The sequence below is a fragment of the Phenylobacterium sp. genome (genome assembly GCF_030679875.1).
Lineage (GTDB): Bacteria > Pseudomonadota > Alphaproteobacteria > Caulobacterales > Caulobacteraceae > Phenylobacterium.
Window position 1 is genome coordinate 67,234 of the sequence record NZ_JAUXSP010000006.1, and the last position, 14,622, is coordinate 81,855.

The 14,622-nt window shown below is 68.2% G+C and carries 16 protein-coding genes; 5 read left to right on the forward strand and 11 right to left on the reverse strand.

The window, feature by feature from the left end:
- Positions 1 to 176: 176 nt before the first annotated feature.
- Positions 177 to 1,661, forward strand: coding sequence for a globin-coupled sensor protein (locus tag Q8K84_RS03505; RefSeq protein ID WP_305280870.1), 1,485 nt, complete (start codon positions 177 to 179; stop codon positions 1,659 to 1,661).
- Here Q8K84_RS03505 and Q8K84_RS03510 read toward each other — a convergent pair.
- On the reverse strand, positions 1,643 to 2,956 hold the full coding sequence (locus Q8K84_RS03510; RefSeq protein WP_305280873.1) for a sorbosone dehydrogenase family protein: 1,314 nt from the start codon (positions 2,954 to 2,956) through the stop codon (positions 1,643 to 1,645). The genes Q8K84_RS03505 and Q8K84_RS03510 overlap by 19 nt on opposite strands.
- Positions 2,957 to 3,133: 177 nt before the next feature.
- Between Q8K84_RS03510 and Q8K84_RS03515 the strand changes: the two genes are divergently transcribed.
- The gene (locus Q8K84_RS03515) at positions 3,134 to 3,673 is read left to right on the forward strand and encodes a sigma-70 family RNA polymerase sigma factor (RefSeq protein ID WP_305280876.1); all 540 of its coding nucleotides are present in this window, start codon (positions 3,134 to 3,136) and stop codon (positions 3,671 to 3,673) included.
- Entirely contained in the window at positions 3,663 to 4,304 is a 642-nt protein-coding gene (locus Q8K84_RS03520; protein ID WP_305280878.1) for a DUF1109 domain-containing protein, read from the forward strand. Before Q8K84_RS03515 ends, Q8K84_RS03520 begins: the two co-directional genes overlap by 11 nt.
- Here the strand turns inward: Q8K84_RS03520 and ccoS are convergent, their stop codons facing one another.
- Genes ccoS through ccoN form a run of 8 tightly spaced genes read right to left on the reverse strand, consistent with a single transcriptional unit; the run spans position 4,305 to position 11,892 of the window.
- On the reverse strand, positions 4,305 to 4,460 hold the full coding sequence (ccoS, locus tag Q8K84_RS03525) for a cbb3-type cytochrome oxidase assembly protein CcoS (protein ID WP_305280881.1): 156 nt from the start codon (positions 4,458 to 4,460) through the stop codon (positions 4,305 to 4,307).
- Complete coding sequence (locus tag Q8K84_RS03530; RefSeq protein ID WP_305280884.1) at positions 4,460 to 6,640, reverse strand: heavy metal translocating P-type ATPase; 2,181 nt, start codon at positions 6,638 to 6,640, stop codon at positions 4,460 to 4,462. Before Q8K84_RS03530 ends, ccoS begins: the two co-directional genes overlap by 1 nt.
- A complete protein-coding gene (locus Q8K84_RS03535; RefSeq protein ID WP_305280887.1) occupies positions 6,631 to 7,131 on the reverse strand; it encodes a FixH family protein in 501 nt (166 codons plus the stop codon). The genes Q8K84_RS03530 and Q8K84_RS03535 overlap by 10 nt, the downstream gene beginning before the upstream one ends.
- On the reverse strand, positions 7,128 to 8,636 hold the full coding sequence (gene ccoG, locus Q8K84_RS03540; RefSeq protein WP_305280889.1) for a cytochrome c oxidase accessory protein CcoG: 1,509 nt from the start codon (positions 8,634 to 8,636) through the stop codon (positions 7,128 to 7,130). Before ccoG ends, Q8K84_RS03535 begins: the two co-directional genes overlap by 4 nt.
- Positions 8,637 to 8,645: 9 nt before the next feature.
- The gene (gene ccoP / locus Q8K84_RS03545) at positions 8,646 to 9,512 is read right to left on the reverse strand and encodes a cytochrome-c oxidase, cbb3-type subunit III (protein ID WP_305280891.1); all 867 of its coding nucleotides are present in this window, start codon (positions 9,510 to 9,512) and stop codon (positions 8,646 to 8,648) included.
- The gene (locus Q8K84_RS03550; RefSeq protein WP_305280892.1) at positions 9,499 to 9,678 is read right to left on the reverse strand and encodes a cbb3-type cytochrome c oxidase subunit 3; all 180 of its coding nucleotides are present in this window, start codon (positions 9,676 to 9,678) and stop codon (positions 9,499 to 9,501) included. Before Q8K84_RS03550 ends, ccoP begins: the two co-directional genes overlap by 14 nt.
- Positions 9,675 to 10,418, reverse strand: coding sequence for a cytochrome-c oxidase, cbb3-type subunit II (ccoO, locus tag Q8K84_RS03555; RefSeq protein WP_305280893.1), 744 nt, complete (start codon positions 10,416 to 10,418; stop codon positions 9,675 to 9,677). Before ccoO ends, Q8K84_RS03550 begins: the two co-directional genes overlap by 4 nt.
- 10 nt (positions 10,419 to 10,428) lie before the next feature.
- Positions 10,429 to 11,892 (reverse strand): cytochrome-c oxidase, cbb3-type subunit I, encoded by a 1,464-nt coding sequence (gene ccoN / locus Q8K84_RS03560; RefSeq protein WP_305281234.1) that lies wholly within the window; start codon positions 11,890 to 11,892, stop codon positions 10,429 to 10,431.
- A gap of 310 nt (positions 11,893 to 12,202) precedes the next feature.
- Between ccoN and Q8K84_RS03565 the strand changes: the two genes are divergently transcribed.
- A complete protein-coding gene (locus Q8K84_RS03565) occupies positions 12,203 to 12,457 on the forward strand; it encodes a hypothetical protein (RefSeq protein ID WP_305280895.1) in 255 nt (84 codons plus the stop codon).
- 101 nt (positions 12,458 to 12,558) lie between these two features.
- A complete protein-coding gene (gene dusA / locus Q8K84_RS03570; RefSeq protein WP_305280896.1) occupies positions 12,559 to 13,563 on the forward strand; it encodes a tRNA dihydrouridine(20/20a) synthase DusA in 1,005 nt (334 codons plus the stop codon).
- On the opposite strand, the gene Q8K84_RS03575 is transcribed toward dusA, so the two are convergent.
- Positions 13,560 to 14,075 carry a GNAT family N-acetyltransferase gene (locus Q8K84_RS03575; protein WP_305280898.1) on the reverse strand — a complete coding sequence of 172 codons (516 nt, stop codon included), beginning with the start codon at positions 14,073 to 14,075 and terminating at the stop codon, positions 13,560 to 13,562. The genes dusA and Q8K84_RS03575 overlap by 4 nt on opposite strands.
- Positions 14,075 to 14,584: a TIGR02281 family clan AA aspartic protease gene (locus Q8K84_RS03580; RefSeq protein ID WP_305280900.1), complete on the reverse strand. Its 510-nt coding sequence runs from the start codon at positions 14,582 to 14,584 to the stop codon at positions 14,075 to 14,077. The genes Q8K84_RS03575 and Q8K84_RS03580 overlap by 1 nt, the downstream gene beginning before the upstream one ends.
- Positions 14,585 to 14,622 lie beyond the last annotated feature (38 nt).

The following is a 14,622-nucleotide window of genomic DNA, read 5'->3' on the forward strand; positions in this document are numbered from 1 at the left end:
CGCTCATCCCGGCTGTCTGGGATGGGCGTCTGACACTGCGTCAATCCGCCACCTCCGGACGAGCGCTCGTCTACTGGCACAGTTAAGCTCTCGTTAGCTGTGCCCGCGCATCTACTGCCCAACTGGCCGGCTACCTGAACAGGTATACCGGCGCTATGTAGAATTCGGACCTCACCATGAAGAAGCCTGCCGATATCCAAGAGCGGCTGGATTTCATCGGCCTGGACTCGACGTCGATCGAGAAGCTCCGCGGCCTCCGCGGCCTCGTCGCCCAGGCGATTGGACCAGCCCTGGACATCTTCTACGGCAAGGTCCGCAAGACCCCCCAGGTCCAGAAATTCTTTAAAGGCGACAGCCACATGTCGGGCGCCCAGTCCCGGCAGGCCAACCACTGGCGGATCATCGCCGAGGGACAGTTTGGCGAGGAGTACGCCAGCGGCGTCCGCGCCATTGGCGAGACCCATGCCCGCCTCGGCCTGGAGCCCCAGTGGTACATCGGCGGCTACGCCCTGGTCCTGGAGCAGCTGATTCACGCGGCCCTGGCGAAGAACTGGCCGACCCTGACCCGCCGTACCAAGCCAGATGACGTAGCCGCGACCGTCTCGGTTCTGGTGAAGGCCACGCTCCTGGACATGGACCTGGCGATCTCGATTTTTCTTGATGTCCAGGAAGCCGAACGCATCAAAGCCGAAACCGCCAGGCTGCAGGTCGAAGAGCAGCAGGACGCCGCCATGGGCGCCCTGACGACAGCCCTGCGCAAACTGGCCGCCGGCGATCTGACCAGCCGGCTGGACGCCCCCCTGGCCCCCCAATTCGCCAGCATGCAGGATGACTTCAACGCCGCGGTCAGCAAGCTCTATGACGCCATGCGCCTGGTGTCGGAGTCGTCTGGAAGCATCCGCGTGGGCGCCGACGAGATCGGCTCCGCCTCTGATGATCTGTCGCGCCGCACCGAGCAGCAGGCCGCCAGTCTGGAAGAGACCGCTGCGGCCCTCCATGAGCTGACCGAAAGCGTGCGCAGGGCCGCCTCCGGCGCGCGTGAGGCGTCCGGCATGGTCGGCGCTGCAAAGAGCGAGGCGGTTCATTCAGGTGAGGTTGTCGACCGTGCCGTCGCGGCCATGGGCCAGATCGATGGCTCCTCCAAGGAGATCGGACAGATCATCGGCGTGATCGACGAGATCGCGTTCCAGACCAACCTGCTGGCGTTGAACGCCGGGGTGGAGGCTGCCCGCGCCGGCGAGGCGGGCCGTGGCTTCGCCGTTGTCGCCTCAGAGGTCCGGGCCCTGGCGCAGCGGTCCTCGGAGGCCGCCAAGCAGATCCGCAACCTGATCACCCAGAGCGCCACCCAGGTGGAGTCCGGCGTCAATCTGGTCGCCGAGACCGGTGACGCCCTGCGGCGCATCGTCGAGCGGGTGGTCGAAATTGATCGCAGCGTCGCGGAGATCGCCGGCTCGGCCGAAGAGCAGGCCCGGGCGCTTGGCGAGGTCAACGCCGCCGTCAACCAAATGGATCATGTGACCCAGCAGAACGCCGCCATGGTGGAGGAGGCCACCGCCGCGGCCCACTCCCTGCGGCGGGAAACCGATCAGCTGAACGGACTGGTGGGTCGATTTGTTCTCGACGCCACCACGGGATCGGGGCGCTACCGTTCGGCGGCCTGAGCCGCCGGCGCCACCCGCCATACGGCGCCGCCGGCGTCGTCAGTGACCAGCAGGGCGCCGCGACGGTCGACGGCCACGTCGACAGGGCGGCCCATGGCCTGATCCCGGTCATTGAGGAAGCCGGTCAGGAAGGCCTCGGGCTCGCCCCGTGGAACGCCGCCTGCGAAGGGGATGAAGACCACGCGGTAGCCGCTGAGGGGTTTACGGTTCCATGAGCCGTGCTGGCCCACAAAGACCCCGCCCTGGTAGCGGTCGGGAAAGGCCTGCGCCGTGTAGAAGGTGAGGCCCAGCGAGGCGGTATGGGGGCCAAGCGCGTAGTCCGGGCGGATAGACTCCGCCACAAGATCAGGGCGTTGCGGCTCCACCCGCGTATCGATCGTGTCGCCGAAATAGGCGTAGGGCCATCCATAAAAGCCGCCCTCCTGCACCGTTGTCATATAGTCGGGGACCAGGTCGTCGCCGAGCATGTCGCGCTCGTTGACGGCGGTCCACAGGGCGCCGGTCACGGGCTCATAGGCCATGCCGTTGGGGTTGCGCAGGCCTGACGCATAGAGCCGCAGGGTGCGGGCCGCAGGGTCCACCTCCAGGATCGCGGCGCGGTTCTCCTCGGCCGCGAGACCATTCTCGGCGATGTTGGAATTGGAGCCGGAGGTGACGAACAGCCGCTGGCCGTCTGGAGAGGCGATGACGTTCTTGACCCAGTGGTGATTGATCGGACCGGCGGGGAGGTCGACGATCTTTTCCGGGATCCCCTCCATACGCAGCTGACCCTCGCGATAGGGGGTGGCCACCAGGGCGTCGGTGTTGGCGATGTAAAGGGTCTCGCCCACCAAGGCCATGCCCTGCGGGCGGTTCAGGCCTGAGGCGAAGACCTCCCGCACCTCGGCAAGCCCGTCGCCGTCGGCGTCCCGCAGCAGCATGATCCGGTTGGGGCTAGGCTTGAGGGCTCCGGCATAGGCCTGAATCCGTTGGGCGATGCGGTCCATGAGGCCTTCCGGCGGCTTAGGTTCCGAACTGGCCTCGGACACCAGCACGTCTCCGTTGGGCAAGACGAGCAGCCAGCGTGGATGGATCAGGTCCCCAGCGAAACGGGTGACGACAAATCCGTCAGGCGCGGTGGGCGCGGCCCCTTTTGACCATCCGACCGCCTTGGCCGGATTGACCCTTGGCAGAAGACTGTCCTCAGGCGCGGGAATGTTCGGTTCGGCGCCGAAACCGACGAACGGCTCCTCCGAGCCCGCCTGGCAGCTGGAGAGCAGGACGGCGCCAAGGGTGAGGACGAGGACGGGGCGCATGAGCGGCTCCAGTTTGCGGACGGACGGCGAACCTTGACCTTTGAATCTCCCCGGGTCCAGGTCGCATTCCAGCGGGCGGCGCACGCCCGTTCCGGGCGCGCCGCCATCCGTGTGTCGGCGCCAGCCGTAGGGTTTGTAACCCTGGGGGACAGGGACGCGAACCTGGGGTCGAATGGCGTGGAAGACATCGATCTGCAGATACAGAGCCTCATTGCGCTCAGCCTGGCCGGCGATGGGGCGGCCTATGCACGGCTGCTGGCCTTGCTGGCGCCGCGCCTGCGGGCCTATTTCAGCCGGCGTCTGCCTGACCCCGCCGATGCGGAGGATCTCGTGCAGGAGACCTTGATCGCCATCCATACCAAGCGCGCGACCTATGACTCGAGGCTGGCCTTTGCGCCCTGGGTCTATGGGATCGCCCGCTACAAGCTTATCGACCATTTCCGCCGTCGTGGTGTCCGACGTCACGTGCCCCTGGAGGCGGCGGGCGTGCTGCTCGCCGTATCCGACACCGAGGCGGGCGCGACCCGCGCCGACCTCCACCGCCTGCTGGCCAAGCTCCCAGCCCGGCAGCGTGGCCTGCTGGAGGACGTCCGGCTGCGCGGCCTGACCATCGCCGAAGCCGCCGCGCGATACGGCTATACGGAGGGCGCGGCCAAGGTCGCCCTGCACCGAACCATGAAGTCCCTGTCCGCCAGCGTGGCCATCGATGAAGACTGATGACCTGATCGCGGTCCTCGCCCTGGAGTCCCGCGGGCCGGGCCCTGGACGCCTGCGCCGCCAGATCGCGCTTTGGAGCGGCCTGGGCGCCCTGGCCGCCGCCGGGGTTGTTGTGGTCGCCATGGGTGCGCGCGCCGACCTGATGCAGGGGCCCGGCCTGGCGAATTTCATCGGCAAGGCAGGCTATACCTTGGCCCTGGCGGTCGTGGGGCTGTGGTTGCTTGATCGTCTGGGGCGACCGGGGGCGAGGGCTCGACGCGCCTGGATGGCGTTCATCCTCCTGACCGTGGGGGGCCTGGCGGCCGCGGGAGTGGACCTGGCGCTCACGCCCGCCGGGGCGCGGTACGCGCAGCTGATGGGGCAATCGGCCCTGATCTGCCCTTTGGCGATACTGATTCTGAGCCTCTTTACGCTCGCCCCAGCCATGCTGGCCGCCAGGGGTTTTGCGCCGCTGAAGCCCGCCGCCGCCGGCGCCGCAACAGGCCTGTTGGCAGGGGGGCTCGCGGCCACCGCCTATGGCTTGCATTGCTCGGAGACCGCCGTGAGCTTCCTGGTGGTCTGGTATGGCCTGGGGGTGCTGGCGACGGGCGCCTTGGGTGCGATGATCGGCGCGCGCCTGCTGCGCTGGTGATCAGCCGATCTTGTTGTCGGAGTCGTCCATCAGGATGCGCGCGGCGTCGCCGTCCGGGTCATCGTACTGGCCGCTGCGCAGGGTCCACCAGAAGGCGCCAAGGCCCGCCAGGCCTATGGCGACCGAAATGGGGGCGAGGATCAGGATGATACCCATCAGGCTTTCCCGGCTCCCTGCATGCGCAGGGCGTTGAGGGTCACCACCAGGGACGAGCCGGACATGGCCAGGGCCGCGATCAACGGATTGACGAAGCCAAGCATGGCCAGCGGGATGGCGCCCAGATTGTAGAGGGCCGAGAAGCCAAAGTTCTCCAGGGCCCGGCTGCGGGCGGCGCGGGCCACCCGAATGGAGTCGGACACAGCGCCCAGCGATTCACCGGAGAAGACCAGGTCGGCGGCGTTCTGGCTGGCGTCGAGGGCGCCGCCAGGCGCCATGGCGGCATGGGCCTTGGCCAGGGCGGCGGTGTCATTGAGGCCGTCGCCCACCATCAGCACCTTGCGGCCCTGGGCGGCGAGGGCGTCGATGGCGGCCGCCTTGTCCTGCGGCGTCAGGCCAGACCGCCAGTGATCGATGTCGAGGGTCTGGGCGGCCCGCGCCACCGGACCCTCCAGGTCCCCGGACAGGATTTCGACGCTGAGGCCCAGGGCCCGCAGCTCGGCGATGGTCTGCGCCGCGTCGGGACGTAGCTGATCTGAGAAGCGGAATCGGACGCAGGTGTCGCCCTCATAGGCGAACCAGAGCTCGGTCTCACCGGCGCGGACGGCCTCAAGCCCGACAAAGCTGGCCCGGCCCAGGCGGGCCCGGCGGCCGTTGATAATGCCCGTGACGCCCTGTCCAGGGGTCTCGAGCACATCGGTCGCGCGGGGACCGGGGCCCGCTTCGGCCGCCAGGGCCCGGGCCAGGGGGTGGGCCGATGCGCGGGCGAGCGGCGCGGCCAGGGCCAGGGCCTGGGCAGGCGCGTCGATCAGGCTGGGACGGCCCTCAGTCAGAACGCCGGTCTTGTCGAACACCACATGATCCACCTCCGCCAGGCGCTCAAGGGCTGCGCCGGACTTGACCAGCACCCCCTTGCGGAACAGCCGCGCCGAGGCGGTGATCTGCACCGCGGGTACGGCCAGGCCGAGCGCGCAGGGACAGGTGATGATCAGCAGGGCCACGGCCCGCAGCAGGGCCTCGCGGGGGCCAAGACCGAAGGCCAGGCCGCCCAGGAAGGTGATGGCGGCGACCGAGTGGATTACGGGCACGTAGACTGCGGCGGCCTTGTCGGCGAGGCGGACATAGAGGGACTTGTTCTGGGCGCCGGCCTCCACCAGACGGGCGATGGCCGCCACGGCGGAGTCCTCAGACCGGGCGATGGCCAGGATGCGCAGCTGCCCGGTCAGATTGACCGAGCCCGCCCGGCAGGTGTCGCCAGGGCGCACGTCCACTGGCGCGGTTTCACCGGTCAGCAGGGCATTGTCCAGTTCGGAGACCCCGTCCTCGACAAAGCCGTCGACGGGGATGCGCTCGCCGGGGCGGACCAGGATCCGCTCGCCGACCGCGACCTCGCCCAGCGGCTTGACCCGCTCAAGGCCGTCCTGACCCAGCACGGTGGCGGCGGGCGCCTGAAGGGCCAGAAGGTCGGCGGCCGCGCTGCGGGCCCGGGCCCGCAGGCGATGATCCAGCCAGCGACCGATCAGCAGGAGGAACAGCAGCGAGACAGCGGCGTCGAAATAGGCGTCCCGGCCGTTCAGGAAGGTCTCAACGAAGCTGATGAACAGGGTGAGGATGACCCCGACCGAGATCGGCACGTCCATATTGGCCTTGCCAGCCTTCAGCGAGCGCCAGGCGGACTCGAAGAAGGGCAGGCCCGCATAGATGGCGCACGGAGTGGCGACGATGGCCGACAGCCATAGCATCACGCTGCGGGTTGCGGGGCCCAGCTCCTGGCCAAACAGGCCCGCCCAGACGGGCACGGAGAACATCATGGCGTTGCCCGCCCCAAAGCCCGCGACGGCCAGGGCCAGGATCAGCCGCCGGCTCTCCTTGTCATGGGCCTCCACGGCCTTGGCCGGGTCGAACGGGGTGGCGGGATAGCCGAGCTTGTCCAGGGTGGCGATAACGCGGCCAGCGTCGCCCTTTGACGAGGCAAAGCGCACTGAAAGCCGCCCTTCAGTGAGGTTCAATCGTGCGGCGGCGACATCGGGAAGGGCGGCGACGCCGGCTTCGATCTTGGACATGCAGGCCGCGCATCGGGCCCCCTTGACCAACAGTTCAAGGTTGGCGGTCCCGTCCTTGTCCTGGCGCAGAAAGGCCGAGAGGTCAGGGGCGCGCGCCAGATCGTAGGTCAGGGCCATGTCAGTCGACGCTCGGCTTCAAACAGCTGGCCTTTGGCGTCCTGGGCCTGGAAGGTGAGGTCCCAGGCCCCGGTGACGCCGCCCAGGCGGGCGACGTAGAGGCCAGGCTCGGTCTCACGAAACCGCGGCGTAAGGGCGCCTGCGCCGGTGGCGGGCCGTTGCAGCTTTCCAACCAGGGACAGGCCACGCAGCGGGGCGCCCTCGGCGTCCAGGAGACGCACGGCCACGGCGTCGGGCTCCGCACCGGCGGCGGCGCGCCAGCCGAGCTTCGCCTGAGCCGCCTGGCGGGCGAGCTTGGCGTTGTGGGCGAGGCCATCCTCATAGGGAGTGACGGAGACTTCTCCGGGAAAGGTGCGCAGGGCGGCGGTGATGAACACCGCATTGACCGCCGTGATGACCCCGAAGAACATGATCATGGCGACCAGCACGTGCCAGCCGCGGATGCGAAACCCATCCGTGCGATCTGCGTCTGTGGTTTCCATGAGGCTCATCGCGCGTTCGCGGCTCCAGAGAGGAAGGTGGTCGTCACGGCCTGGGTGGCCCCGGCGGCCTGGACGGTGAAGGTGGCGGGCATGTTGGTCTGGGGCAGAGCCTCGGGCGAGGCCGTCACAAAGACCCGGACCGCGCGGACCTGATTGGGCTCGACGCTCAGGGCCACGGGGCCCTGGGTGACGTCGGCGCCAGGTGTCTTGATCTGCGCCCCGGCCACGCCGCTGAACGCCACCTGGGCGGTGACCGGCTCAAAGGTCCGGTTGGCGATCTTCAGGGTGTAGCTGTTGCGGACGTCGCCATCCTGCATCCGCACGAAGGTGGGGTTGCGGTCGCGAAGAACGTGGACGTCCAGCGGGCTGCGGGTGGCCAGGCCCCAGAGGGTCAGTCCCCCCACCAGGGCGAGAGCGCCGGCATAGTAGAGGGTGCGGGGGCGGATCAGCTTGTAGACCGGCTTTTCCCCGCAGGACCGGGCGGCGACGGCCGCATCGGTGTCATAGGCGATGAGGCCTTTGGGCCGGCCGACCTTGACCATGATCTCGTCGCAGGCGTCGACGCACAGGCCGCAGTTGATGCACTCCAGCTGGGAACCGTTGCGGATGTCGATGCCCATGGGACAGACCACCACACAGGCGTTGCAGTCGATGCAGTCGCCCCGACCTTCCCAGGATGCGCCCTTCTTGTGCGGCGCCCGGGGCTCGCCACGATCAGAGAGGTAGGTGACCTGGAGGGAGTGCTGGTCGAGCATGGCCCCCTGGATGCGGGGCCAGGGACACATATAGATGCAGACCTGCTCGCGCATGGCCCCGGCCAGGGCGTAGGTGGTGAAGGTCAGGATGGCGCAGGAGACATAGGCGGTCATCGGCGCCTGGCCGACCCAGAAGTCCCGCAGCAGGCTGGGCGCATCGTGGAAGTAGAAAATCCACGCCCCGCCGGTGCCAAACGCCACGGCCAGCCAGGTGGCGTGCTTGCCGCTCTTGCGCCAGGCCTTGTTGATCGACCAGGGGGAGGCATCGAGCTTCATCCGGGCGTTACGGTCGCCCTCGAACATCCGCTCGATATAGATGTAGAGGTCAGTCCAGACGGTCTGGGGACAGGCGTAGCCGCACCACAGGCGGCCAAACAGGGCCGAGGTTAGGAACAGGGCCAGGGCGGCGATGACCAGCAGCCCGGTGATGAAGTACACCTCCTGGGGCCAGAGCTGGATGAAGAAGAAGTAGAAACGCCGGCCGGCGAAGTCCACGAGCACCGCCTGGTCCGGCAGGTCGCCGGGGCGATCCCAGCGGATCCAGGGGGTGACGTAATAGACGGCCAGGGTGAGGACCAGCAGGATCCACTTGATGTTCCGCCAGCGACCCTGGACCAGCTTGGGATAGATCGGCGTGCGCGGCTTGTAGAGCCCGCCCCCGGCGTCACCCTTTCCCCGCGCCCGCGCGGCGGCCGACCGCGGCCCCTTGGGGGCCGGGTCGCCCTCGGGGGGCTTGGTGCGGTCGATGACGACGGTCATGGCTCAGTCCTATCGCCCGCCGGCGTTGGCGTGGACGTACACGGCCAGGGCCTTCAGGGTTTCATCGTCGAAGCGTCCAGCCCAGGCTGGCATGACGCCGTTGCGGCCCGACCAGATCTGGGTGCGGATCTCTTCGCGCGAGGCGCCGTAGAGCCACTCCGCGTCGGTGAGGTTTGGCGCGCCCTGCGTGTGATCGCCCAGGCCCGCCGCTCCATGACAGGAGGCGCATTGCTCCGCGTAGATCGGACGGGCGCGACCCACGGCCTCCTGGTCGGCCTCGCGGCGGGACAGGACCATGACCAGTTCGGTCAGGTCGTTGATCTGCGCCGAGGTCAGCAGCTGGTCACGGCCAAAGGCCGGCATCTGCGAGAACCGGGCGCCCTCCGCCCCGGAGCGGATGCCCACCTGGAGGGTCTGATGGATGCCGTCCAGCGTGCCGTCCCAGAGCCAGATGTCGTCCAGCAGGTTGGGGTAGCCCTTGGCGCCGGCGCCGCCCACCCCATGACAGGTGGCGCAGTTGTCGCCAAACACCGACTGGCCGACGGCCAGGGCGTACTGTTGGAGGTCGGGGTCGGCCTCGATCTCCTGCAGGGTGGCGTTGGTCAGGCGCGCGGCGCCTTCGCCGCGAACCTCCCGCAGGGTCTCAAGCTCCCGGGCCACCTGGGCGCGGTCGGAGTGGCCCATGACGCCCTTGGTGTAGCCATTGATGCCCGGCCAGGCAGGCATCAGGATCCAGTAGACAATGGCGTAGGCGACGCAGGCCCAGAACACCCACAGCCACCAGCGGGGCAGGGGATTGTCCAGTTCCTTGATGCCGTCCCACTCGTGACCCGTGGTCTCGACGCCGGTGACCTCGTCGGTCTCACGCTTGGACATTGTCGTCCTCATCCTTCTCGAGGGGCAGCATGGAGGCGCGGCGGAAGGCCTCGCCGTTTTTGGGCCAGAGGGCGTAGGCCACGCCCGCGGCGAAGATGGCGGCGAAGTAGAGGGTGCCGCCCTGCTGGGCGAACATCGCCACGGTTTCGTAGGTCAGGCCGCTCATCGCAGGTTCTCCGGGGCTTCGGCCTCGTAGGTGGAGAAGTCGACCAGGGTGCCGAGCATCTGCATGTAGGCGATCAGGGCGTCCATCTCGGTCAGACGGGCCGGGTCGCCGTCGAAGTCCCGCTGCAGCACCGCCTCGCCATAGCGTCCCTTGAAGTCGCGGGCCGGAGCGAACGGGTCGGCCTGGGTCATCAGGTCGGCCTTGGCGTTGTCGATCATGTCCTGGGTGTAGGGCACGCCGACCTTGGTCATGGCGGCCAGCTTGGCCTGGACGTCCTTGAGCTCAAGCTCACGCCCCGAGAGGAAGGCGTAGGGCGGCATCACCGACTCCGGCACCACCGAGCGGGGATCGATCAGGTGGTCGCGGTGCCAGTCGTCGGAATACTTGCCGCCGACCCGGGCCAGATCGGGGCCTGTACGCTTGGACCCCCACTGGAAGGGGTGGTCGTACATGCTCTCGGCCGCCAGGCTGTAGTGGCCGTAGCGCTCCACCTCGTCGCGGAGCGGGCGGATCATCTGTGAGTGACAGTTGTAGCAGCCCTCGCGGATGTAGATGTCGCGACCCGCCAGCTCGAGGGGGGTGTAGGGGCGAACCCCCTTCACCTTCTCGATCGTGCTCTCCAGGTAGAAGAGCGGGGCGATCTCCACCAGGCCTCCGACCGAGACCACCACCAGGATGGCGACGGTCAGGAGGATGGAGCGGCGTTCCAGAACGCCGTGCTTTTTCCAGATATTTTTCATCAGAGCCCCCTTACTCGGCCGGTATCAGCGAAGGGGCGGGGGTCGTGGCCGCCGAGACGGGACTCGGCAGGCGGACCGTACGCCACAGGTTGTAGGACATGATCAGGGCGCCCGAGAGGTACATGAGGCCGCCCACCATCCGGATGACGTTCTCGACGTGCTTGGCGGCGACCGTCTCGACGAAGGCGTTGGCGAGGAAGCCCTGGGACGTGTATTCGCGCCACATCAGGCCTTCCATGATGCCCGACACCCACATGGCGCAGATGTAGAGAAGGATGCCGGTGGTCGCGATCCAGAAGTGCCACTCCACCAACTGGTTCGAATACAGCCTGTCTTTCTTCCACAGCCAGGGGACCATGCAGTACATGGCGCCGAAGCTGATGAAGCCGACCCAGCCGAGTGCGCCGGAATGCACATGGCCGATGGTCCAGTCGGTGTAGTGGGACAGGGAGTTGACCGCCCGGATCGACATCAGCGGACCCTCGAAGGTCGACATGCCGTAGAAGGCGATGGCCACCACCATCATCCGGATCACCGGATCTGTGCGCAGCTTGTCCCAGGCGCCTGAGAGCGTCATCAGGCCGTTGATCATCCCGCCCCAGGACGGCATCCACAGCATGATCGAGAAGGTCATGCCCAGCGTCTGGGTCCACTGCGGCAGGGCCGTGTAGTGCAGGTGGTGGGGACCAGCCCAGATGTAGATGAAGATCAGCGACCAGAAGTGGACGATGGACAGGCGGTAGGAATAGACCGGCCGCTCCGCGCGCTTGGGCACGAAGTAGTACATCATCCCCAGGAAGCCGGCGGTCAGGAAGAAGCCCACCGCATTGTGCCCGTACCACCACTGGGTCAGGGCGTCCTGGACCCCGGCGAACAGGGAGTAGCTGCGGTGATGCAGCGCCCCGACCGGCATGGCCAGGTTGTTGATCACGTGCAGCAGGGCGATGGTGACGATGAAGGCCAGGTAGAACCAGTTGGCCACGTAGATGTGGGGTTCCTTGCGCTTCCAGAGCGTACCCAGGAAGACCAGCAGATAGGCGACCCAGACCACGGTCAGCCACAGGTCCACATACCATTCCGGCTCGGCGTATTCCCGGCTCTGGGTGATGCCGGCCAGGTAGCCTGTGGCCGCGAGCACGATGAACAGCTGGTAGCCCCAGAAGACGAACCAGGGCCAGACGCCGCCGGCCAGGCGCGCCTTGCTGGTCCGCTGCACCACATAGAAGGAGGTGGCGATCAGGGCGTTGCCCCCGAAGGCGAAGATCACGCCGGAGGTGTGCAGGGGTCGCAGGCGGCCGAAGTTCAGCCAGCCGTGCTCGGGGAAATACATGAGGTTGGGCCAGGCGAGCTGGGCGGCGATCACCACCCCCACCAGCAGGCCGACGACCCCCCAGAACATGGTCGCAATCACACCGGCCCGGATCACCCCGTCGGCATAGCGGCCAGGGGGGCTGCGCAGCCGTCCTGAGCTCATCGCCACCGTCAGCAGCGCGAAGGCCAGCGTGAAGGCGGCGATCAGCAGATAGCCGTGAAAACGGAAGAGGCGATCATCTGAGAACGCGGTCGCGAATATCGCCCCCAGGGCAAGCAGCCCCGTGAGGACGTAGAGCAGGACGGCGTCGAGGGGCGCTCGATCCGGCTCGGTGATTGAATGATTCATGTTCCCCAGCGACTCGGTGCGAAAGACCGATCACCTCTGACGCGCTGCAACACCGGGGGCTTTGATCCATCTCAAGGCCAGGCTTGGCGGCTATGGCGAACAAGGGCCAAAGAGGAGTCAGTTCATGCGCGCGTTGTTTCTGCACGATCGGGATTCGCGGATCATTGCCGGGGTCGCGGCCTGGGTCGGCGCTGCGCTCAGCGCGGAGTACGCCTGGCTGCACGCCCGCTCGACCGCGGCGCTCTACGGCGCGATCTGCGGCGAAGGGCCGCTCGTCCACTGCGCCGCCTGCTACGCCGCCCCGATGCTCGCCCTGGCCGGGATCGCCCTGCTGGCCCCGGTGGGGCTGCAGGCGCTACGGGTGAGAGCGGGGCGGTAGGCCAGTCCCGCCGGGGGCAGGAGGGCCGTAGGGGTCAGTGGTCGAAAGGTGGAACGGTCCGGTGTATAGGGCGCTCAAACCCCACCGGACTTTAAGAGCCCTTGACCCTCACAAAGCCCTTCCAACCCCATCGTCTGTCCGTCGCCCCCATGATGGACTGGACGGACCGGCATTGCCGGAGCCTGCACCGGGTGCTGTCGCGGCGGGCGCTGCTCTATACCGAGATGGTCACCACCGGCGCGGTGCTGCATGGGGATCGGGCGCGGTTGCTGGGCTACGACGCGGGCGAACATCCCGTGGCCCTGCAGCTGGGCGGATCTGTTCCGGCTGACCTTGTGGCGGCCGCCAAGATCGGCGCGGACCTGGGCTATGACGAGATCAACCTCAATGTCGGCTGTCCCTCCGACCGGGTGCAGAGCGGGCGGTTCGGCGCCTGCCTGATGCGCGAGCCGGCCCTGGTGGCCGAGTGCATGGCCGCCATCGGGGCCGCCGTGGACGTGCCGGCCACTGTCAAATGCCGCATCGGGGTGGATGACCAGGACCCGGAAGAGAGCCTGTTCACCCTGGTCGACCTCTGCGCTCAGGCCGGGGTGCGCAGCTTTGTCGTCCATGCCCGCAAGGCCTGGCTGAAGGGCCTTTCGCCCAAGGAGAACCGGGATGTCCCGCCCCTGGACTACGACCTGGTCTACCAGCTGAAGCGCGAGCGCCCTGACCTGACCATCGTCCTCAATGGCGGCGTTCCCGACCTGGCGGCGACCGTCACGCATCTGGCGCAGGTGGACGGGGTGATGCTGGGCCGGGCGGCCTATCACACGCCGGAAATCCTGGGCGCCGTGGATGCTGAGGTGTTCGGCGAGGGCGAGGTGATCGATTCCGCCGCCGCCGTGGAGCTCTATCGCCCCTATCTCGCCGCCCGCCTCCAGGAGGGAACGTCGCTCGCGGCCATGAGCCGGCATATGCTGGGTCTGTTCCACGGCCGTCCCGGCGCCCGGGCCTGGCGGCGCATTCTGACGGTGGAGGGCGTGAAGCCTGGGGCCGGGCTTGAGGTGGTGGACGCCGCCCTGGCCGCCGTGACCCAGGCGCGGGAGTCGCGGGACGCCGCCTAGAGGGTCACCAGCTCCTCGCGGGTCATGAAGGCGGCGGATGGCCCATAGGCGGCCGCCTTGGCCGCCAGCGCCGGTGCGACAGCTTTCGGCGCGCGCCAGCCGTGCCGCGACCAGAAGGGGGCGGCGCCCTCTACGGCGATCAGTTCGGCGCGCGACAGGCCCAAGGCGTGTGCTGCGTCTCGGCCAGCGACCAGCAGGGTGCGGGCCAGGCCCAGGCCGCGGGCGCCCTCGGCCACCGAAAGGTCATGCACATACCAGCACTCAGCGGGCGTTCCGGGCGCCAGCAGGGCGTCCACCGGCGGCGGGTCGCCAGCGGCCCAGGGATGGCTGACCAGGTAGCCTACCAGGGCTGCGTCCCGCCAGGCGGTCAGGTTCAGGCTTGGCGCCAGGGCCATCCGGCTGAGAAAGGCGGCCGCGGAATCGTGCAGGGCCGGGGGATAGCCCCTGGCCTGGAGCGCCAGGACGTCGGCCAGGTCCTGCGGCGCCATGGGGCGCAGGACGAGGTCTGCCATCAGGGCCGCAGGATCAGCGAGGTCCGGGTGGCCTCGAAGCGGGTCAGCCGACCGAGATAGCTCATGCCCAGCAGGGAGTTTTCCAGCCCCTTTTCGATGACCAGGGCGTCGACATTGGTCACCCGGGCGCCGGCCACGGAGACGGCCGCCAGTTGCACGACGGCGGCGCGCGTCTCGCCAGAGGCGGTCATCACCTTTTGCCGGTAGTCGAGCTGGTCAGGGTCGAACCCCAGGCGCTGGGCGTCCTCCAGAGTCAGGGCCACCGCCGTGGCGCCGGTGTCCACCAGGAAGCGCACCCGGGCGCCGTTGACATCGCCCTCGGCCCAATAGTGACCATCACTGGCCTTGCTGATCGCCGTCGCGTGTCCCGCGGCCACCGGCGCCGGGCCCTCGCGCAGGGTGGCCACAAGGGCCGAGGCCCCCCGGGACGGATCAAGGGCGACGACCGCCTGGGCCGCCCCCACGGCGGAGACGGCGGCCACAAGGGTCATCAAAGCAAACTTGAACATGTCGACACCCGCCTCACCAAAGGCAAACGGCCGTTTCG